This is a genomic window from Stenotrophomonas sp. (assembly GCF_050737575.1).
In the GTDB taxonomy this organism is placed as follows: Bacteria; Pseudomonadota; Gammaproteobacteria; order Xanthomonadales; family Xanthomonadaceae; genus Stenotrophomonas.
In genome coordinates this window covers 352713-373184 of the sequence record NZ_JBOHXW010000004.1, presented here as the reverse complement: position 1 = coordinate 373184, position 20472 = coordinate 352713, and the positions used below count along the sequence as shown (strand labels likewise).

Here is a 20472-nt window from a genome sequence, read left to right as displayed (position 1 = left end):
CTGCCCGCCGGCCCCATGCAAGATCGCTGCTGCACGCCTGGGCCTCATTGATCCAGATCAAGGCGGGGGTAAGCATGAACAGGGAGCATCCACGTCATTAACCCCACTCCTGCCACCCAAAGATGCCCAACACCAACGAGGTAGCCTGGCTATGATCGACCCAACAGTCGTAGAGCTGTCGCGGCTGCAGTTTGCACTGACCGCGATGTACCACTTCCTTTTCGTCCCGCTCACGCTGGGCTTGTCCTTCATGATCGCGATCATGGAGAGCGTCTATGTCATGACCGGCAAAGATGTCTGGCGCCGCATGACCCTGTTCTGGGGCGTGCTGTTCGGCATCAACTTCGCCATCGGCGTGAGTACCGGCATCGTCATGGAATTCCAGTTCGGCATGAACTGGTCGTATTACAGCCATTACGTTGGTGACATCTTTGGTGCTCCATTGGCCATCGAAGGCCTGATGGCGTTCTTCCTTGAAGCGACCTTCATCGGCCTGTTCTTCTTCGGCTGGGGCCGTTTGTCCAAGGTGCAGCACCTCACGGTGACCTGGCTGATGGCGCTGGGCACCAACCTGTCGGCACTGTGGATCCTGATCGCCAACGGTTGGATGCAGAACCCGGTCGGTGCGGTGTTCAACCCGGAAACGATGCGCATGGAAGTCGTCGACTTCATGGCCGTGTTGTTCAACCCGGTGGCACAGGCCAAGTTCGTGCACACGGTGTCGGCCGGTTATGTCACCGGCGCGATGTTTGTGATGTCGATCAGCGCCCTGTTCCTGCTGCGCAACAAGCACCATGACGTCGCCCGCCGCTCGTTCGCCGTGGCTGCCGCGTTCGGCCTGCTGTCCTCGCTGTCGGTGGTGGTGCTGGGTGACGAAAGCGGTTACGCCGCCAACGAACACCAGAAGATGAAGCTGGCCGCGATTGAAGCGATGTGGGAGACCGAGGCTGCCCCGGCCGACTTCACCGCCTTCGGCATCCCGAACCAGAAGACCCACCAGAACGACTACGAGATCAAGATCCCGTACCTGATGGGCCTGATTGCGACCCGTTCGTTCAACCAGCCGATCCCGGGCATCCTGGAACTGGTGGACCGCGCTGAACACCGCATCCGTGGTGGCCAGCTGGCCTACGGTGCACTGGAACGCATCCGCGCCGACAAGAACGACGTTGAAGCCCGCGAGATGTTTGACCGCCATTGGCAGGACCTGGGCCATGGCTTGCTGCTGAAGCGCTACCGCGAGGACATCCTCAACGCCAGCCCGCAGGAAATCTCGCAGGCGGCAATGGACACCGTGCCGCGCGTGGCCCCGCTGTTCTGGACCTTCCGCATCATGGCCGGCCTGGGCTTCTACCTCATCGCCTTCTTCGGCTTTGCGTTCTACTACTCGTGCCGCAACAACTTCGAGAGCAAGCGCACCTTCCTGAAGATTGCACTGTGGTCGCTGCCGGCACCGTGGATCGCCATCGAATGCGGCTGGTTCATCGCCGAGTACGGCCGTCAGCCGTGGGCTGTGGAAGGCGTATTGCCGACCTTCTATGCCGCTTCTGGCCTGGCCCTGCATGAAATCCTGATGACGCTGGCTGGTTTCACCGTGCTGTACACGGTGCTGATCGTCATCGAAGTCAAGCTGATGCTGAAGGCTATCCGCAAGGGTCCGGACGAAATCCTGCCCTCGCTGCAGACCGGCGCTTCCCACCACGCATCGGCCTCGCGCCAAGCATAAGGAAGGAGAACACTCATGGAATTCATTCTTCTGGACTACACGACACTGCGCGTGATCTGGTGGCTGCTGCTCGGCGTGCTGCTGATCGGTTTCGCGGTAATGGATGGTTTCGACCTGGGCGTCGGCGCACTGCTGCCGTTCGTGGCCAAGACCGATGAAGAACGCCGACTGGTGATCAACACCGTCGGCCCGGTGTGGGAAGGCAACCAGGTGTGGTTGGTGCTGGGTGGCGGTGCGATCTTCGCCGCTTGGCCGCCGCTGTATGCGGTCAGCTTCTCCGGCTTCTATCTGGCGATGTTCGTCATCCTGTTCGCACTGATCCTGCGCCCGGTCGGCTTCAAGTACCGCAGCAAGATGCCCAGCGCACGCTGGCGCAACAACTGGGACTGGGCGCTGTTCGTTGGCGGCTTCGTCCCGGCGCTGATCATGGGCGTGGCCGTCGGCAACGTGCTGTTGGGCGTTCCGTTCCACTTCGATGACACCCAGCGCATCTGGTACACGGGCACGTTCTTCGGCCTGCTGACACCGTTCGCCCTGCTTGCCGGCCTGCTCAGTGTGGCGATGGTGGTTTCGCATGGCGCCGCCATGCTGGTCATCAAGACCGACGGCCCGGTGGCTGACCGTTCGGCCCGCTTCGGCAGCATCGCCGCACTGCTGACCTTCGTGCTGTTCGCACTGGGCGGCGTGTGGGTGGCCATGGGCCTGCCGGGTTATGCCTTCACCTCGCAAGTAGTCACCGATGGCCCGAGCAACCCGCTGCTGAAGACGGTGGAAATCACCGCTGCCGGCGGCTGGATGCGCAACTACACCGACATGCCGGCCACGATCCTTGCACCGGTGATCGGCCTGCTCGGTGCGCTGCTCAGTGCGGTGCTGCTGCGCAAGCGTCGTGGCGGCCTGGCGTTCCTCGCCTCGGGCGCATCGATTGCCGGCATCATCTTCACCGTCGGCTTTGCGGTGTTCCCGTTCCTGCTGCCCTCTTCCAGCCAGCCCAGTTCCAGCCTGGCACTGTGGGATACCTCGTCCAGCCACCTGACGCTGTGGATCATGCTGCTGGCCACGGTGATCTTCCTGCCGCTGATCATCGCTTACACCACCTGGGTCTACCGCGTAATGAAGGGCAAGACCACCACGGCGGAAATGGGTGAAAACCCGAACGCTTACTGATCCGCATCCACGACATACGTAAAGGAGTCATCCCATGTGGTATTTCGCCTGGATTCTCGGCGCCGGCCTCGCTTGTACGGTGGCCATTCTCAACGGCATGTGGTTTGAAGCCCGCGAAGCGCGCAAAAACAACGAAAAACGCTAAAAAAACGCTTCAAGGTATTGTCAGGAGCCCGGACTGAGCGTATCTTTCCGGCTCCCTTCGCGGGGTGTAGCTCAGTCTGGTAGAGCGCTACGTTCGGGACGTAGAGGTCGCAGGTTCGAATCCTGTCTCCCCGACCAGGAAGGTCACAAGGAAGCCTGGAAAACGGCGACGTTTTTCAGGCTTTTTTGTTGTGTGAAGCCGCCCTCGCGGGCGCACCGGTACTCACCCGTCCACGGGGTTGGCCACTGGGGAAACACTTGCAAGGCAGTGGAGTCACCGCTATCATAGGCGGCTCCTTACGGGGTGTAGCTCAGTCTGGTAGAGCGCTACGTTCGGGACGTAGAGGTCGCAGGTTCGAATCCTGTCTCCCCGACCAAGGAAGAATCAAAGGTCTGGAAATGCACGCGCATTTCCAGACCTTTTTTCTTGGGCGATCCACCACTACCCGCACCGTGCCGCATCAGGCTGCCGGCGATGCAACCGCATCCCATTCACACCCCGCGCCGTACAATGCGCAATCGCGATTCTCCGGCCCAGCTACTTTCTACTGGCCCCGCCGCCCAATCGCCCATCTGAACCTGTTTGCCCGTGCCGATCCCGGTCTGGGCCGCAGCGCTACCTGTGAAGAACGCTTTATGACCCACGCCGCCCCCTCCCCTCATCCCCTGCTGCGCGGCCGCGTATTGGCGTTCGTCGCCATCGTGCTGGCGGCCGTCAATCTGCGTACGGCAGTCACCTCGCTGACGCCGTTGTTGGATCAGCTGGAGAAGGTGTTCAACTTCGGCAGCACGATGACCGGCGTGCTCGGCATGATGCCAACCGCCGCCTTCGCTCTGTTCGGTCTATCTACCCCCGCGTTGACCCGTCGCATCGGCCTGGAGCGCACGGCGCTGCTGGCAATGGCGCTGGCCACGCTGGGCCTGCTGGTGCGCGCCAGTGCCGGCAATGTCGGCACCTTGCTGCTTGGCTCCGGCATCGCACTGGCCGGCATGGGCATCGGCAACGTGGTGGTGCCGCCATTGGTGAAGCGCTACTTCGCTGATCGCGTTGGCACCATGAGCACGCTGTACATCACCGTGCTGCAGGCCGGCACGATGATCCCGGCGTTGCTGGCGGTGCCGATGGCCGACGCCTACGACTGGCGCATCTCGCTGGGCCTGTGGGCGCTGCTCTCGCTGGCAGCGATGCTGCCGTGGGTGCTGATGTCACGCAGCACGCGTACACCTGAAGCCCACAACGCGCCGGTCCACGCACCGGGCAAGGTTTGGCGCACGTCGTTGGGCTGGGGCTTGGCATTGATGTTCGGCATGACCTCGCTGATCACCTATTCGATGTTCACCTGGCTGCCGAAGATGATGATCGAGGCCGGCGCGTCACCGGCGTTCGGCGGCGTGACCGTCGCCGTATTCTCGGCATTGGGCCTGGTGCCCTCATTGCTGATGCCGGCCCTGGCCGTGCGCTTGCGCAATCCCTTTCCCATCGTTGCGGTGGCGTTTGCCATCAACCTCACCGCATTCGCCGGCCTGCTGTGGGCACCGATGAGCGCGCCGTTGTTGTGGGCCACCTTGCTGGGGCTCGGCCCGTCCACCTTCCCGCTCGCGCTGACGCTGATCAACCTGCGCACCCGCACACCAGCCGGCTCGGCCGCGTTGTCAGGCTTCATGCAGGGCGTTGGCTACAGCTTTGCGTGCCTGGGCCCGGTGCTGTTCGGCTGGCTGCACGGCCGCACCAACGGCTGGATGCTGCCGTTCGCGTTCCTGACCGTCTGCGCGACGGTGCTGCTCACCGCCGCCTGGTTCGCCTGCCGCCCGCAGCACCTGGAAGATCATTGGTGAGGCAACGATTTCACGAAGCGTAAATTCTGCTGCGTGAAATCGGTTTGTGCTGAAGATCAACGAAGCGGCTTGCCTGCGATTCGGCCGATGAAAGCTGGTCGCCATTCGCAACATGAACAGCGACTGGCAGCGCGCCCTTCATGCCGAATGCCACTTTGCTCAGCCAGGTGTCAGTGCCGCACCTGGCCCTCGCCGCGCACTACAAAGCGCTCCACGGTGAGCGCCTCCAGACCCATTGGGCCGTAGGAATGCAGGCGCGTGGTGGAGATGCCGATTTCCGCGCCCAAGCCCAGTTCGCCGCCGTCGGAAAAACGCGATGACGCATTGACCATCACCACCGCCGAGCGCAGCGCGTGCACGAAGGCTTCGCCATGCGCGGGATTACCGGTGGCGATCACTTCGGTGTGATCGGAGGTGTACTGCTGGATATGCGCGATGGCGGCCGCCATGTCCGGCACCACGCGGATCGATAGGATCAGGTCGAGATACTCGGCTGCGTAATCGTCGTCAGTGGCCCGCAGCACGTCCGGCAGCAATACCTGCGTCGCTGCATCACCGCGTAATTCCACGCCGCGTTCGCGCAGCGCAGCGGCGGCAAGCGGAAGGAACTGAGGCGCGATGGCTTCGTGTACCAACAACGTCTCCAGCGAATTGCAGGCCGACGGGCGCGACACCTTTCCGTCCACCAACAGATTCACTGCCAGTGCGAGATCGGCACTGGCATCGACGAACAAATGGCACACGCCCTTGTAGTGCTTGATGACCGGCACGCGCGCGTGTTCGGCGACAAAGCGGATCAACCCTTCACCACCACGCGGGATCGCCAGATCGATGATGTCGTTGAGCTGCAGCAGCTCCAGCATCGTTTCGCGGCGCAGGTCTTCGACCAGCGTCAACGCGGCGTCGGGCAACCCGGCTTCGCGCAGGGCGCGCTTGAGACTGGCGGCGATGGCGGTATTGGAGTGGATGGCTTCCGAGCCACCGCGCAGAATCACACCATTGCCGGCCTTGATGCACAGCGCGGCAGCGTCGGCGGTCACGTTCGGCCGCGCCTCGTAGATCATCGCGATCACACCCAACGGCACGCGTACCTTCTGCACGCGGATGCCATTCGGACGTTCGTAGTCGCGGGTGATTTCACCCACCGGATCAGGCAATGCGGCCACTTCACGCAGCGCATTGGCAACGCCTGCAAGGCGCGCGGGATTCAATGCCAGACGATCCCGCATCGCCGCACCCACGCCTTTGTCATCTGCGGCCTGCAGATCGCGCGCGTTGGCTGCGAGGATCACTTCCGCATCGGCATCCAGCGCATCTGCCATCGACTGCAGCAACGCGCTTCGCGCCTGCGTGGACAGCAGACCCAGCGTCTGCGCGGCTTGCCGGCATTGCAATGCCAGCGTGCGGATATCAGTCATGGCGGCACCTTTGGTAAGCATTGAATGCGTTGGTCACAGCAGCACCATATCGTCGCGATGGATGACGTTGTCGCCGTAGTTGTAGCCGAGAATGGTCTCGATCTCGCGCGTGTGGTGTTGACTGATGCGGCGGATGTCCACCGCCGAATACTGGCTCACGCCGCGCGCGATGCGCTGCTGCCCCTCCGGATCAAACAGGCGCACCTCGATCATGTCGCCACGCCGGAACTCACCTTCCGCACCAACCACACCGCCTGGCAACAGTGATGCACCCTTCTCGCGCAACGCCCGCGCAGCGCCGGCATCGACCAGGATCGCACCCGGCTCCACCGGCGCATGCCGCAGCCAATACTTGCGCGCGGCGATGCGTGATTGCCCCGCGTGCAGACGCGTGCCACGCAGCCTGCCCTGGGCAAGCCCGCGCACCACGTCCCCATCGCGGCCGTTGAACAGGAACGTATCGATGCCGGCCGCACCGGCCTTGGCCGCCGCCTGCAGCTTGGTGTGCATGCCGCCGGTGCCGACCGCGCTGCCGCTGCCGCCGGCCATCGCCAGCACGTCCGGCGTCAGCTCGGTGACTTCGTTGATCGGCTGCGCCAATGGATTGCTGCGCGGGTCGGCGGTGTACAGGCCGTCGATGTCGGTGGCGATGAACAAGGCATCGGCATCGACCAATGCAGCGACGATGGCGGCAAGGTTGTCGTTGTCGCCAAGCTTGAGTTCGTCCACCGAGACGGTGTCGTTTTCGTTGATGACCGGCAACGCGCCCAGCGCCAGCAGCTCGTTGAGCGTGGCGCGTGCATTGAGATAGCGACGGCGATTGCGCAGGTCGTCATGCGTGAGCAGCACCTGCGCCACCGGCCGCTCGAAGAAGCGCTGCCACAGCGTGATCAATTGCGCCTGACCGAGCGCGGCCAGCGCCTGTCGCGCGGCCATCGCGGCGCCAGCTTCAGCGGCCTTGGGCACGATGGCACGGCCGGCAGCGACCGCACCGGAAGAGACGATCACCACTTCGCGCCCGGCCTGCACATTGGCCGACACGAACTGCGCCAGCCCGAGTGCGAAGCGTGGCGTCAGGCCACCGCCGTCAGCGGCCAACAGGCTGCTGCCAACCTTGAGCACGGCGCGGCGCCACGGCGGCAGCACTTGTTCGGTGAACGGCGAAAGTGAGGTCTGGATCATGGGATCAGCGCGTATTCCACTCGTGGACGGTCAACTCGGAGCTGCCGTGGATGGCCAGCGGATCGGTGGCGACGATGGCCTTGGCTTCGTCGAGGCTGTCGATGTTCTTCAACACATAAGCACCACCACTGCCATCACTGAACCCACCGGTCAGGTGCAGACGGTTCTCGGCGCTGAGCACATCGAGGAACGCTTTGTGCGGGGCAATCACCGCGTCGTCGAACGACGGCTTGCGCATTGCCATTACCAGGTAAAGCTTCATTGCATTCTCCTTTGCTGCGTATGACAGCACGCCAGACACGCCGCCGTCGCGTTTGCTTTCGCTTGGAACTTGCTTGGGCTTGGGCTTTGACTTGGGGCTTTGACTTGGGGCTTTGGCTTGGGGCTTGGGGCTTGGGGCTTGGGCTTTGGCTTGGGGCTTGGGGCTTGGGCTTTGGCTTGGGCCTTTGGCTATCCCTTCTCCCGCGTGCGGGAGAAGGTGCCCGGAGGGCGGATGAGGGGAGCTTTTGACGTAGCTTGCTGGAAGCTTCCCCTCACCCCAACCCCTCTCCCGCACGCGGGAGAGGGGCTTAAGCCGAAGCCAGAGCCAAAACCAACACGGGCGCCCTTCGGCGCCCGCGTTCACTCCATCAGCCCTGCAACGCCTTCCAGCGTGCATTGAGCTCATCCAGCCGCAGATCCGCCGCCGCTCCAGGCGACACGCGCGCGGCCAAACTGCCCTCAGGGGTACGCCCCTGCCCTGCGGTGTCAGCAGCTTCAGCAGCGGCCTTGTACGCATCGCGGAACGGCACACCGGCAACGGCAGCTTCCACGGCAACATCGGTCGCATACATGCCCGAATCAATCGCGCTGCGAATGTTGTCGTCGCGCCAATCCAGATTCGACAACAGTGCCGGCAACAGCTCCAGCGCCGCCAGTCCACGACCAAAGCCGTGCACGATTGCGCCCTTGGAGTTCTGCAGGTCGCGCTGGTAACCCGACGGCAGCGACAGCAGCTGCTCGATCTCGGTACGCGCGGCCGCAACGCTGGCGTGGGTGGCACGCATCAGTTCGATCACGTCCGGATTGCGCTTGTTCGGCATGATCGAGCTGCCGGTGGTGTACTGCGCCGGCAGCGATACGAAGGCGAACTCGCCGGTGGTGAACAGCGACAGGTCCCACGCAATCCGGCGCAGGTCCAGCGTTGCGCCGCCCAAGGCTTCCAACGCGGCCAGCTCGAACTTGCCGCGCGACAGCTGCGCGTAGATCGGGTTGACCTGCATGCGGGAGAAACCCAGCGCTGCCGTGGTGTGCTCGCGGTCCAGCGGCAGGTTGACGCCATAACCGGCGGCGGTGCCCAGCGGGTTGGTGTCGACCAGCGCACGCGTGTCGCGCGCACGGATGGCGTTGTCGATGAACGCCTCGGCCCAGCCAGCCCACCACATGCCCGCCGAGGACACCACGGCGCGCTGGATGTGGGTGTAACCCGGCAACGGCTGCAGCTGTTCGGCCTGCGCACGATCCAGCGCGACCTTGGCAACGTCGGTGCTGATCTGCGCCACGCGCTCCAGCTTTTCCTTCAGCCACAAACGCGTGGCCACCAGGATCTGATCGTTGCGGCTGCGCCCGGTGTGGATCTTGCGGCCCGCATCACCAAGACGCTCGGTCAGGCGCGCTTCGATGGCCGAATGGCAATCCTCGTACTGTTCGTCGAGCACGAAAGCGCCGCTGCGGAAGTCGTCCGCCAGCGTCGCCAGCTCGCGCTTGAGCGCGGCCAATTCATCCGCCGACAGGATGCCGATGTGCTGCAGGCCTTCGGCATGCGCGGTACTTGCCTGGATGTCGTGCAGGAAGAACTCACGGTCGAGGATGACGTCATCGCCGGCCAGGAAGGTCTGGATCTTCGCGTCAACCGCGACGCCGGGTTTCTGCCAGAGCAGGTTGGTCATGGTGAAAAGCCTCTGAATTCAAGAATCCCGTAGGAGCGACCTGGGCCACGAAGCTCTTCAGTGACAGAGCCAATATCTCGCGACCGAGGCCGCTCCTACGACATGCGGTTAATGGGGGATGGCGGTCAGCTCGTCCAGGCCGAGCGCGCGGTTGAGGTTCTGCAGCGCCTGCGTGGCTGCGCCCTTGAGCAGATTGTCGATGGTCGCCACCACCACCACGCGCTTGTTGCCCGGCGCCATGGTGAAGCCGCCCACCTGCACACCATGCGTGCCGGCGATGCGGCTGACCCACGGTGCTTCATCCACCACGTCCACCAGCGGCTCGCCGGCATAACGCTGTTGATACAGCGCCATCACCTCTTCGCGCTTGAGCGGTTGCTGCAGCCACAGATTGACGGTCATGGTGATGCCACGGAAGTGCGGCGCCACGTGCGGCATGAATTCCACCGGCACGCCGAGTTGCGTGGTCACTTCGCGTTCGTGCACGTGGTTGGTGAGCGCGTACGGCATCAGGTTGTCGCGCAGCAGCTCGGCGTTGTTCTTGTCCGACGGCGTGGTGCCGGCACCGGACCACCCGGAAACACCAAAGCAGGTCGGCGGCCCGGCCAGCTGCGACAACAGCGGCGTGATGGCCAGTTGCATCGCGGTGGCGTAGCAACCCGGATTGCTGATGCGCTTCTGCCCGGCATAGCGATTGCGGGTCAACTCCGGCAAGCCGTAATACCAGCTGTTGTCGAAACGGTAGTCGGCCGACAGATCCACGATCACCGTGTCCGGCTTCGCTGCATCCAGCGCCGCTACAAACGGTTCGGCCTTGCCATTGGGCAGCGCCAGCACCACCGCGTCCACGCCCTTGGCGGCCACCGCATCGGCGTCCAGGCTTTCGTAGCGCAGCTCGCCGCTGTACGCATCATTGTGATCGGCCACGCGCTGGCCAGCCAACTCGCGTGAGGAAACAAACGCCAGCTCAATCTGCGGATGCGCGGCCAACAGCCGGATCAACTCGGTGCCGGTATAACCGCGGGCACCGACGATGCCAACGGTGAAAGACGAAGCAACATTCATGCGTGTGCGTCCAAACGGTGCTGCAGCTGACATTTCACGTCCTGCCATTCCGTGTCGATGATGGAGAAGATGACGGTGTCGCGCGGTGTACCGTCGGGATGACGCTTGTGATTGCGCAGCACGCCGTCCTGCTTGGCGCCCAGACGCGCAATCGCCGCGCGAGACGCGAGGTTGAACGAGCTGGTCTCGAACACCACGCTCAGGCACTGCAGCCGTTCAAACGCATGAGTGAGCAACATCAACTTGGCCTCGGTGTTGATGCCGGTGCGCTGCGCGGTTTTGCCGTACCACGTGTAGCCGATGCTGAGCTTTGGAACCTCTGCATCCAGCCCGTAATAGCGCGTGGTGCCGACCACTTCATCGGCCGCATTGAGCACCGCGAACGGCAGCACCTTGCCCTCGGCCTGCGCCTGCAGCGCGGCTTGCACATAGGCGGTCATGGTCTTGGCCGTCGGCACCTGCGCGTACCAGAGTTCGGACAGCGTACCGTCGCCCAACGCGCCTCGCAGGCCGTCGATATGCGCCATCTGCAGCGGCTCCAGTCGCACGTGCGAACCCGCCAGCGTCGGTACTTTGCTCCAATCGGCATGGTTCATGGTTCAGCCCTCCAGGCTCGGGCTGCGTGCGGCGCAGTGTTCGACGTAGGTACGGATTCGGTCGAAACCGTCGGCGCCGAACCAGAACACTTTCCAGTGGCCCTGCTTGTAGCAGCCGTCGGATTCGGCGTAATAGAAATGATTGACCGGATTGCCGTTGCGCGAACGCCAGAACAGCTGCGGGGTTTCTTCCAGCATCACGTTCCACACCGCGCGGCCCAGGCCTTCGCCCTGCGCGTCGTCGAGCACGGCGAACTTGTCGAGGTATACGCCTTCGGCTTCATCGGTGAGGATCACCGCAGTGCGGTAGTTCTCGCTGACATAGGCGCGCAGCAGCTTGGTCTTTTCAAAGTAATCCGGCACCAGCGTGCGACCGAAGCTGGATTCGATCAGTGTCTTCAGACGGGCGGTATCCAACTCGTCCCACGACGTCGCCTTGAGCACCTTTTCACCGCGACGCACCAGCGTGCCCGACCCTTTGTGGGTGAACAGCTCCTTGGCCAGATCGGCCGGGCGCGTGATCGACACCGACGACTCCTCCGGCAGCCGGTCCAGCAGATCCTTGATCTGCTCGATCTTCACCCGCATGCCGCCGTGGATCCACGGCTGCGCCATCAGCTGGTCGTATTCGGTGGACAGGTTGATCGACGAAATCAGCGCGCCCTCCTCGTCCAGCAGACCGCCGGTGCCGGTGAGGAAAATGATCTTGTACGGCTGCAGTTCCTGCACCAGCTCATTGGCGGCGAAGTCGGCGTTGACGTTGAGGATCTGTCCGCTCGCCGTCTCGCCCAGACTGGTGATCACCGGAATCGAACCGGCACGCAGGCTGGCTTCGATCGGTGCGAGATTCACCTTCTTCACTTCGCCAACCAAACCGTAAGTGTCCAGATCCAAGTACTCGGCTTCGAACACGCCACCGGTGATGGACGTTGCGCGCGCACCGTTCTGCTGCAGCGCTTCGACCAGCTTGAGGTTGGACTGCTGGAACACCTTGCGCACGATGGCCAACGCCTCGGGCGTGGTCACGCGCAGGCCGTTGATGGTCTGCTTCTCGATGCCTGCGGCCGACAACTCAGCATCCAGCTGCGGGCCGGCGCCATGCAGCACGATCGGGGTCAGGCCCACTTCCTGCAGGAACGACAACGAAGACGTCAGTGCTTCCAGATCGTCGCGCAGCACCGCACCGCCCACCTTGACCACGGCGAAGCGCTTGGCATCAAGCTGTGAAAAACGCTTGAGGTACTGACTGATTTCCTTCGCACTGGCCATGCTCGAAAGCAGGCGGACAATGGTCTGGCGGGTCTGGCGATGGGGTTGCATGGCTGGGGACATTGCTTGCGTCTACAAAGCGACCACAACGGTCGCGGGGGAGAAGCCGGCGGTGAACCGCCGGGCCACTGCGGCTCAGGCGCCGCGTTGCAGGATGCTGTGCACCGACTCGACGTAACGCTGCAACTGCTCCAGCGTGACGAACTCATCGGCGGTATGCGCCTGGGCGATATCACCCGGGCCATACACCATCGTGGTGTAACCACCGGCCGAGAACAGCGATGCCTCGGTCCAGAAATCAACGGCATTGCCGATGGGCAAGCCCAGTTCGTCGGCAACATCGCGCGCGGCCAGGCGGCGCTCTTCGGCGCGCGCGATGTCGCCCGACGGCAGGCTCGGGCCACGGAAGGTTTCTTCAAAGTGCGCCGCCTGCGGCTCGGCGAAACCGGCGAAGGTGCCGAGCAGCGCATCGATATCCATCGACGGCAGCGGACGGAAACCAAACCGCAGCTCGGCTTCCGGCGCGATCATGTTGGCCTTGATGCCACCTTCGACACGGCCGATGTTGAAGCGCAGGCCGGTCAACCCGCCAAAGCGCGCATGCGCCAGCGATTCAACATGATCCAGCGCCTTGCCGCCCCAGCGCATCGCCTGGTGCAAGGCACTGGCGGACGGATCCTGCTTGCCCGACGCATGACCGGCACGGCCCTGGAATTTCATCAACACCGAGCTGATGCCGCGGTGTGCGAGCACCGCCTCGCTCATGGTCGGCTCGGCGACGATCACCGCTTCATATGCGATGCCACGCGCCAGGAAGGCAGCGATGCATCGCGGGTCATTGGCTTCTTCGTCACTGGAGAACAAGAACGCCGCATCGCCATCGGTGACATTGGCAGCTGCCACCAGCGCCGCAGCCGCACCCTTGATATCGCAGACGCCCAGGCCGACGACACGATCCTCAAGGCGACGCATCACATGCGGGCTGGCAGACCAGTGCGGCGAATCCGGCACGGTGTCCAGGTGCACGTTGAACAGATATTTCGGATTGCCGCGCACCGCATAGAAGCTGACCGCACCGGCGCCGTGATCGATCACCTCGACGTTGAAGCCCGGCAAGTTGTCACGCAGGTAATCGAAGATGCCACCGGTGGTGATCGCACGCGGCGGATTGCGGGTGTCGAAAGACACCAGGGCTTCAAGGTGCTGCAGAGTGGATTCGAGCAGGTTGGTCATGGTTTCAGTTCATAGCGGAGGCGGACGAAGCTTCCTTCTCCCTCCGGGAGAAGGTGCCCCGAAGGGGCGGATGAGGGTAAGGCTGCGCCAACGTTGCATGCGGCTGCGCCCTACCCTCACCCCAACCCCTCTCCCGTGGGGAGAGGGGCTAACAGCACTCAGCGATTGACCTGCGCGTACAACGTCGAGCTCATGCCGAACAGCTTGATGAAGCCTTCGGCTTCTTCCACGCCCCAGTCCGCCGACTGTGCATAGGTCGCGCCCTTGGCATTGAGGATGTACGGCGAGCGCACGGCCACCGCATCGACGCGGCCACCACGGGTTTCCAGCACGACTTCGCCGGTCACCTTGGCCTGCGAAGCCTTCAGGAAGGCTTCGATGTCGGTCTTCAACGGGTCGTGATAGAAGCCTTCGTACACCAGCTCCACCCACTTGCGCGCCACTTCCGGCTTGAAGCGGTTCTGCTGCTTGGTCAGCACGGTGTCTTCCAGCGCGCGGTGCGCGGCCAGCAGCGAGACCAGGCCCGGTGCTTCAAACACGATGCGGCCCTTCAGGCCGATCACCGTATCGCCGGTGTAAACACCGCGACCCACGCCGTACTGCGCAAACAAGGTGTTGAGCTTGGCAAGAATCTGCTCACCCGGCAGTTCCTTGCCGTCCAGCGCAACAGCCACGCCTTCGACGAACTTCAGGGTCACGGTCAGCGGCTCCACCGGCCACGCACTGCGCGGTGCGCACCAGCCGCGGGCGCCTTCGCCCGGTGCTTCCCATTTGTCGATCTCGCCGCCGGACATAGTCAGGCCCAGCAGGTTCTCATTGATGGTGTATGCCTGCTGCTTGGCACGCACGCCGAAGCCGCGCGCTTCCAGGTACTTCTGCTCGTAGGCGCGCGTCTGGGTGTGCTCTTTCTGGATTTCGCGAATCGGCGCGACGATGACGTAATCGCCCTGCGCCTTCACTGCCAGATCGAAACGCACCTGGTCGTTGCCCATGCCAGTGCAGCCGTGGGCGATGATGTTGGTGCCCAGCTCGGCAGCGCGCTTGAGCGCAGCGTCCACGATCAGATAACGGTCGGACACCAGCAACGGGTACTGGCCCTGGTAACCCTCGCCTGCCCAGACGAACGGCTTGACGAAACCTTCCCAGATCGCCGGGCCGCCATCGACGGTGACGTGACTGGTGACGCCCAGCTCAGCGGCGCGCTTTTCGATGAAGTCACGCTCCTCCGCATCCACGCCGCCGGTATCGGCGAACACGGTGTGCACGTTGTAGCCGCGCTCCTGCAGGTACGGCACGCAGAAGCTGGTGTCGAGGCCGCCGGAGAAGGCGAGGACGATGTCTTTGCTCATGGGGAAGAAGTCTCTGCTTTATTGAAGCCCCTCTCCCCTTGCGGGGGAGGGGTTGGGGAGGGGGTAACGAAGTTGAGGTGGTCTTTGGAGCGAGGAACCTAGCCTCACCCCAACCCCTCTCCCATCAGGAGAGGAGCTAACGCATTACTTGCCGGCCAGCGCCGCCATGATCGCCTTCTGTACGTGCAGGCGATTCTCCGCCTCATTGATGGCAATGCACTGCGGCGAATCCATCACGCCGTCGGTGGCCTTCACGTTGCGGCGCAGCGGCAGGCAGTGACTGAACACACCATTGTTGGTCAGCGCCATCTTGGCCTCGTCCACCATGAAGTGCTGGTACTGGTCGCGAATCGGCTTTTCCGGCGCCCAATTGCCGAAGAACGGCAGCGCGCCCCAGCTCTTGGCGTAAACCACGTCGGCACCGGCATAGGCGCTGGCGATGTCGTGACTGACCTGCAGCGAACCACCGCTCTCGGCCACGTTCTGCTCGGCCCACCCCATGTAACGCTCGTCCAGGATGTAATCCGGCGTCGGGCACAGCAAGGTCACGTCCATGCCCATGCGCGTGGCAATGGTCAGCGCCGAGTTGGCCACTGCGGTGTTCAGCGGCTTGGGATGGTAGGTCCAGGTCAACACATACTTCTTGCCGCGCAGGTCGGTGGTACCGAAGTGTTCCTGCAGCGCCAGAATGTGCGCCAGCTCCTGACACGGATGGGTGATGGTCTCCATGTTGATGACCGGCACCGGCGAGTACTTGGCAAAGCTCTTGAGCACGATGTCCTGGCGGTCGTAGGACCAGTCCACGAACTTCGGAAACGCGCGCACGCCGATCAGGTCGACGTAGCGGCCCAGCACCTTGGCCACTTCAGCAATGTGTTCTTCGGTATCGCCGTCCATCACCGTGCCGAAATCGAACTCGATCGGCCACGCATCCTTGCCTGGCTGCAACACCACCGCGTGGCCGCCCAGCTGGAAGGCGCCCAGCTCGAAGCTGGTGCGGGTGCGCATGGAGGGGTTGAAGAAGACCAGAGCGATCGACTTGCCCTTGAGGTCATCGCCCAGCTTGTTTTGCTTGAACAGCGTTGCCTGGGTAAGCAGCGCGTCGAGGTCGCCACGGCTCCAGTCCTGGGTGTTCAAGAAGTGCTTCAGAGACATCAATCCATCCTTTGCTGCGGAATGTCGCCGTTACCGGCGGTTGGATGCGCCAAGGCGCGACTCATTGCGGTTGAAACTTTTGCCAAACCAAAAACGAAAAAACCCAGCCTGGGCTGGGTTTTCTGAACAGACAGCACGAAGCCCCGGTCACCCAGCGAATATGTGGGATTCCGGTCGGCGGGCACGCGAGGTCATCCCGGAGGCCATCCGGGCGGTGCTGGTTTCGTGCTGGAAGCTGTTGGCTTTCATCGTCGCGCATACTCGCACGCAGCCTGCCGGCACGCAAGTGTCGCAGCGCAACATCAGGGCGTGGCCGACGATGCGTCGAAGGATTGGCCGATATCCGGGGTGATTGACACCCGCAGTTTCAGGCGGTTGCCCGGGTCTTCCGGCAGCCGCGAGCGGAACTTGATGCCCTTGTAGACGTAATCCACGTCATAGGCGATGGGCCGGCGGAACTCACGACCCACCTCAACAATCTTGCATTCCGGAGTCAGCATCGCCGAACCACCGGACGCATGCCGGGGTTGCGCGTCTTCAGCGCTGACCACCTCTTCCTCTACTTCGTCGCGGCTGAAGATGCCCTTCACCGAATCCCAGAAGCGGCGCATGCCGCCGCGCTCCTCGCCGTTCTCGCCCTTTACCTGCACCGGTGCCAGCGTGCGCGTGGAGACCGGCTCGCAATGTTCCTCGGTGCGCGTGGCGCGCAGCGTCTGGAACACCGGTTCGACATTGAGCACCTGGGCGTAGTCGTAACGGACGTTTTCCACGATAACCACACGGTTGCGCAGATCACTCTCCTGCGCCACGGCAGCCCCGGAGGCGGCGGTACACAGGCAAAGCGTCAACAGCAGCGGGTTTGGTTTCATCAAGGTCAGCGGCACGATGCGGGAGCGAATGGTGGCCAATAGTGTAGGCAGCGGCGCGGCTCTGGGGCTGAACCTTACCCCTCCGTCCGCATCCTGCACAGCCCGGGCGTGCCCCACCCGTCCCGGGCCGCTAGAATCGTCGGGTTCGCCTCACCCCCAACAGATGCCCATGACCCTGCGCCTGCACAACAACCTGACGCGGCAGCTGGAGCCGTTTGCTCCGCTCGATGCCACCGCCCCGACCATGTATGTGTGCGGCCCCACCGTCTACAACTACGTCCATATCGGCAATGCCCGTGGCCCGGTGGTGTTCGGTGTGCTGGCCGACCTGCTGCGGCGGCGTTACGGCGCGCTGCGGTACGCCCGCAACATCACCGACGTTGACGACAAGATCAATGCAGCGGCCAAGGAACAAGGGGTGCCGATTTCGGCCATCACCGACCGTTTCGCCGCCGCCTACCGCGACGACATGGCCGCGCTGGGCGTTGTGCCGCCGGATATCGAGCCGGAAGCCACTGCGCACATCCCGCACATCATCGCGATGATCGAAGACCTGATCGCCAGTGGTCATGCTTATGCCGCCGAGGGCCATGTGCTGTTCTCCGTCAGCAGCTTCAAGGGCTACGGCAAGCTCTCGCGCCGCGATCCGGAAGAAATGCTGGCCGGTGCCCGCGTCGAAGTAGCGCCGTACAAGCGCGAAGCCGGCGACTTCGTCCTGTGGAAGCCGTCCACCGACGACCTGCCCGGCTGGGAATCGCCGTGGGGCGTGGGCCGCCCGGGCTGGCATATCGAGTGCTCGGCAATGGCCGCCGCGCATCTGGGGCCGACCATCGACATCCATGCCGGCGGCGTGGACCTGCAGTTTCCGCACCACGAAAACGAGATCGCCCAGAGCGAATGCGCCCACGGCGGGCAGACCTTTGCCCGTTTCTGGCTGCACAACGGCATGCTCAACTTTGGCGGCGCCAAGATGAGCAAGTCGATCGGCAACATCGAGCGCGTGCACGACCTGGTCCAACAGCACCCGCCAGAAGCCCTGCGCTACGCGCTGCTGTCGGCGCATTACCGGCAGCCGCTGGATTGGTCGGACGCGCTGATCGAGCAGTCGGTCCGTACGCTGGACCGGCTGTACGGCACATTGCGTGATCTGGTGGATATCGACGCCACAGTCGAAATCCCTGCCTCGGTGGAAGCTGCACTGGACGATGACCTCAATACGCCACTGGCACTGGCCGAAGTGGCACGCATCGCCAGTGACGCACGCAAAGCCGAAAGCGTCGAAGACAAAATCCGCCTGAAGCGCGAGCTGCTTGGCGCCGGCCTTGCCCTTGGCCTGCTGCAGCAGGCACCGGCGGCATGGTTCAGCCGTGGCGCAGAAGCCGGTGACGATGCACGCATCCAGGCTTTGATCGACGAACGCATCGCCGCCAAGCAGAACCGCGACTTCGCCCGCGCCGATGCCATCCGCGACCAATTGGCCGCCGAGAACATCGTGCTGGAGGACACCGCGCAGGGCGTGCGCTGGAAGCGGGGGTAAGTCTCCCGTTTCCCCCTCTCCCCCACCCCCGCTCCGCGCCCCGGCCTTCGCTAGACGCGAAGGCGCTAGGAGAGCAGCGAATCCATGATTCGCAAGCTGCTCTCCATCGCCCCGCGAGGGGAGAGGGGCTTTAAAAGCTGCAATTGCGCAGCGCTGCTTGAGCTCGCGCTGCTTTGAGCCCCTCTCCCCTCGCGGGAGAGGGGTTGGGGAGAGGGGGAAGAAGCCCCCCACCCCACAAAGCCACTCCCACCTCACCGGAGCGGCGCCAAAACAGGAACCCCAATGATCGACTCCCCCTTCCCGCTCGAACCCACCCCCGCCGAAGCACAGGCCACCATTGCCGAGGAGTTTTCCTTCTTTGGTGACTGGTCCGAGCGCTACCAGTACCTGATCGACCTCGGCCGCAAGCTGCCCACTTTCCCCGAAGAGTGGAAGACCGAGGAGCACCGTCTGCTCGGTTGCCAGTCGATGGTCTGGATCGTGCCCGAAGGCAACGCCGACAAGCTGGTCTTCCACGCCATCAGCGATTCGGCCATCGTTTCGGGCCTGATCTACCTGGCGCTGCGTGTGTATTCCGGCCGCTCCGCCGCCGATATCCTGGCGACCGAGCCGGACTATGTGTCTGCGATCGGCCTGGCCAAGCACCTGTCACCCACCCGCAGCAACGGTCTGGCCGCAATGCTGACCTTCATCCGCGATACCGCCCAAGCACAGCAGCAGTGAGCGCGACGGCGGACAGCTCCAGCGCAGCGACCCTGCTACGCCAACCCGGCTTCGCGCAACTGCTGATGTACCGCATCGCGGCGATGCTGTCCTACCAGATCGTCGCGGTCACGGTCGGCTGGCACATCTATGAAATCACCCGCAATCCGTTCTCGCTGGGCCTGATAGGCTTGGCAGAAGTGCTGCCGTTCTTCTGCGTGGCGCCGTTCGCCGGCTACCTGGTCGACCACCTGCCGCGCCGCAAACTCGGCATGGCCGCCACGCTGGGGTTGATCGCCACCGCCGCCGTGCTGGCTGCCGTGGCGATGAACTGGCTGCCGGTGAAGGGCGTCTGGCCGATCTATCTGGCCATTGCACTGACCGGCATGGTCCGCGCGTTTCTGTCGCCGATCTACAACGCGCTGTTCGCGCGCGTGTTGGCACGCGAGCAGTTCGCACGCGGCGCCGGCTTTGGCAGCGTGGTGTTCCAGGCGGGCATGGTCATCGGCCCGGCGCTGGGCGGCGTATTGGTTGCCTGGGGCGGCAAAGGCTTGTCGTACGGCGTTGCTGCGGTGATGGCGATGTTGGCACTGGCGGCACTGGCCTCGCTCAAGGTCAGCGAGCCGGCCCCGCCGCTGACCCGCGCGCCGATCTTCGCCAGCATCGCCGAAGGCGCACGCTTCGTATTGTCCAACCAGATCATGCTCGGCGCGATGGCGTTGGACATGTTCTCGGTACTGCTCGGCGGCGTCGTGGCGATGCTGCCGGCCTTCATCCAGGACATCCTGCATCACGGGCCGGAAGGCCTGGGCATCCTGCGCGCGGCACCGGCACTGGGCTCTATCTGCGTCGGCCTGTGGCTGGCGCGGCGCCCGCTGCAACGCAACGCCGGCCGCGTCTTGTTGTTCGCTGTCGCCGGCTTCGGCCTGTGCGTCGTGGCCTTCGGGCTGTCGCACAGCTTCTGGTTGTCAGCGGCGATCCTGTTGTTCTACGGCGCCTGCGACGGCGTGTCGGTGGTGGTGCGCTCGACCATTCTGCAGTTGGCCACGCCCGATGAAATGCGCGGCCGGGTGTCCTCGATCAACGGCATCTTCATCAGTTCATCCAATGAACTGGGCGCGTTCTATGCCGGGACGATGGCGCGCCTGCTGGGTCTGGTGCCGGCGGTGGTGATCGGCGGCTGCGCGGTGTTGGGCGTGGCCGGCATCACCGCATGGAAGGCGCCGCAGTTGCGACGATTGAATCTGCGCGATCTGCAGTAGAGCCGCCCTCATCCGCCCTTCGGGCACCTTCTCC

Annotated in this window: 18 protein-coding genes and 2 tRNA genes; 9 read left to right on the top strand and 11 right to left on the bottom strand. The window is 63.7% G+C overall.

Annotated features, from left to right (window positions below; genetic code table 11):
- The first annotated feature begins 151 nt into the window (after positions 1–151).
- The 6 genes from ACREP4_RS10280 (at position 152) to ACREP4_RS10255 (ending at position 4873) form a co-directional block, all read left to right on the top strand.
- Positions 152–1726: a cytochrome ubiquinol oxidase subunit I gene (locus tag ACREP4_RS10280; RefSeq protein ID WP_431596079.1), complete on the top strand. Its 1575-nt coding sequence runs from the start codon at positions 152–154 to the stop codon at positions 1724–1726.
- A 15-nt stretch (positions 1727–1741) separates the two neighbouring features.
- Positions 1742–2893 carry a cytochrome d ubiquinol oxidase subunit II gene (cydB, locus tag ACREP4_RS10275; RefSeq protein WP_431596078.1) on the top strand — a complete coding sequence of 384 codons (1152 nt, stop codon included), beginning with the start codon at positions 1742–1744 and terminating at the stop codon, positions 2891–2893.
- Between the two features lie 34 nt (positions 2894–2927).
- Entirely contained in the window at positions 2928–3038 is a 111-nt protein-coding gene (gene cydX, locus ACREP4_RS10270) for a cytochrome bd-I oxidase subunit CydX (protein WP_431596077.1), read from the top strand.
- A gap of 60 nt (positions 3039–3098) precedes the next feature.
- Positions 3099–3175, top strand: a tRNA-Pro gene (locus tag ACREP4_RS10265).
- A 162-nt stretch (positions 3176–3337) separates the two neighbouring features.
- Positions 3338–3414: transfer RNA gene (locus ACREP4_RS10260), tRNA-Pro, on the top strand.
- 259 nt (positions 3415–3673) lie between these two features.
- On the top strand, positions 3674–4873 hold the full coding sequence (locus ACREP4_RS10255; protein WP_431596076.1) for a CynX/NimT family MFS transporter: 1200 nt from the start codon (positions 3674–3676) through the stop codon (positions 4871–4873).
- A 170-nt stretch (positions 4874–5043) separates the two neighbouring features.
- On the opposite strand, the gene ACREP4_RS10250 is transcribed toward ACREP4_RS10255, so the two are convergent.
- The 11 genes from ACREP4_RS10250 to ACREP4_RS10200 all read right to left on the bottom strand — a co-directional run bounded on the left by ACREP4_RS10250 (position 5044) and on the right by ACREP4_RS10200 (position 16937).
- A complete protein-coding gene (locus tag ACREP4_RS10250) occupies positions 5044–6291 on the bottom strand; it encodes a glutamate-5-semialdehyde dehydrogenase (RefSeq protein ID WP_431596075.1) in 1248 nt (415 codons plus the stop codon).
- 33 nt (positions 6292–6324) lie between these two features.
- Positions 6325–7473 (bottom strand): glutamate 5-kinase, encoded by a 1149-nt coding sequence (gene proB / locus ACREP4_RS10245; RefSeq protein ID WP_431596074.1) that lies wholly within the window; start codon positions 7471–7473, stop codon positions 6325–6327.
- A gap of 4 nt (positions 7474–7477) precedes the next feature.
- On the bottom strand, positions 7478–7735 hold the full coding sequence (locus ACREP4_RS10240; protein WP_431596073.1) for a YciI family protein: 258 nt from the start codon (positions 7733–7735) through the stop codon (positions 7478–7480).
- A gap of 367 nt (positions 7736–8102) precedes the next feature.
- Positions 8103–9401 carry an argininosuccinate lyase gene (gene argH / locus ACREP4_RS10235; protein ID WP_431596072.1) on the bottom strand — a complete coding sequence of 433 codons (1299 nt, stop codon included), beginning with the start codon at positions 9399–9401 and terminating at the stop codon, positions 8103–8105.
- A gap of 108 nt (positions 9402–9509) precedes the next feature.
- Positions 9510–10466: an N-acetyl-gamma-glutamyl-phosphate reductase gene (gene argC / locus ACREP4_RS10230; RefSeq protein ID WP_431596071.1), complete on the bottom strand. Its 957-nt coding sequence runs from the start codon at positions 10464–10466 to the stop codon at positions 9510–9512.
- The gene (locus ACREP4_RS10225) at positions 10463–11062 is read right to left on the bottom strand and encodes a GNAT family N-acetyltransferase (RefSeq protein WP_431596070.1); all 600 of its coding nucleotides are present in this window, start codon (positions 11060–11062) and stop codon (positions 10463–10465) included. The genes argC and ACREP4_RS10225 overlap by 4 nt, the downstream gene beginning before the upstream one ends.
- A gap of 3 nt (positions 11063–11065) precedes the next feature.
- Entirely contained in the window at positions 11066–12394 is a 1329-nt protein-coding gene (locus tag ACREP4_RS10220; protein ID WP_431596069.1) for an acetylglutamate kinase, read from the bottom strand.
- Positions 12395–12466: 72 nt separating this feature from the next.
- Positions 12467–13564 carry an acetylornithine deacetylase gene (locus ACREP4_RS10215; RefSeq protein ID WP_431596068.1) on the bottom strand — a complete coding sequence of 366 codons (1098 nt, stop codon included), beginning with the start codon at positions 13562–13564 and terminating at the stop codon, positions 12467–12469.
- Positions 13565–13722: 158 nt separating this feature from the next.
- Positions 13723–14913 carry an argininosuccinate synthase gene (locus ACREP4_RS10210; protein ID WP_431596067.1) on the bottom strand — a complete coding sequence of 397 codons (1191 nt, stop codon included), beginning with the start codon at positions 14911–14913 and terminating at the stop codon, positions 13723–13725.
- 144 nt (positions 14914–15057) lie between these two features.
- On the bottom strand, positions 15058–16068 hold the full coding sequence (locus tag ACREP4_RS10205) for an N-acetylornithine carbamoyltransferase (RefSeq protein WP_431596066.1): 1011 nt from the start codon (positions 16066–16068) through the stop codon (positions 15058–15060).
- Between the two features lie 302 nt (positions 16069–16370).
- Positions 16371–16937, bottom strand: coding sequence for a hypothetical protein (locus ACREP4_RS10200; RefSeq protein WP_431596065.1), 567 nt, complete (start codon positions 16935–16937; stop codon positions 16371–16373).
- 163 nt (positions 16938–17100) lie between these two features.
- On the opposite strand from ACREP4_RS10200, the gene cysS reads away from it, so the two are divergent.
- From cysS to ACREP4_RS10185, 3 genes are all read left to right on the top strand, one after another.
- Positions 17101–18474, top strand: a complete 1374-nt coding sequence (cysS, locus tag ACREP4_RS10195) for a cysteine--tRNA ligase (RefSeq protein WP_431596064.1) — start codon at positions 17101–17103, stop codon at positions 18472–18474.
- A gap of 282 nt (positions 18475–18756) precedes the next feature.
- Positions 18757–19197: a SufE family protein gene (locus ACREP4_RS10190; RefSeq protein ID WP_431596063.1), complete on the top strand. Its 441-nt coding sequence runs from the start codon at positions 18757–18759 to the stop codon at positions 19195–19197.
- Positions 19194–20438, top strand: coding sequence for an MFS transporter (locus ACREP4_RS10185; protein ID WP_431596062.1), 1245 nt, complete (start codon positions 19194–19196; stop codon positions 20436–20438). Before ACREP4_RS10190 ends, ACREP4_RS10185 begins: the two co-directional genes overlap by 4 nt.
- The last annotated feature ends 34 nt before the right edge of the window (positions 20439–20472 follow it).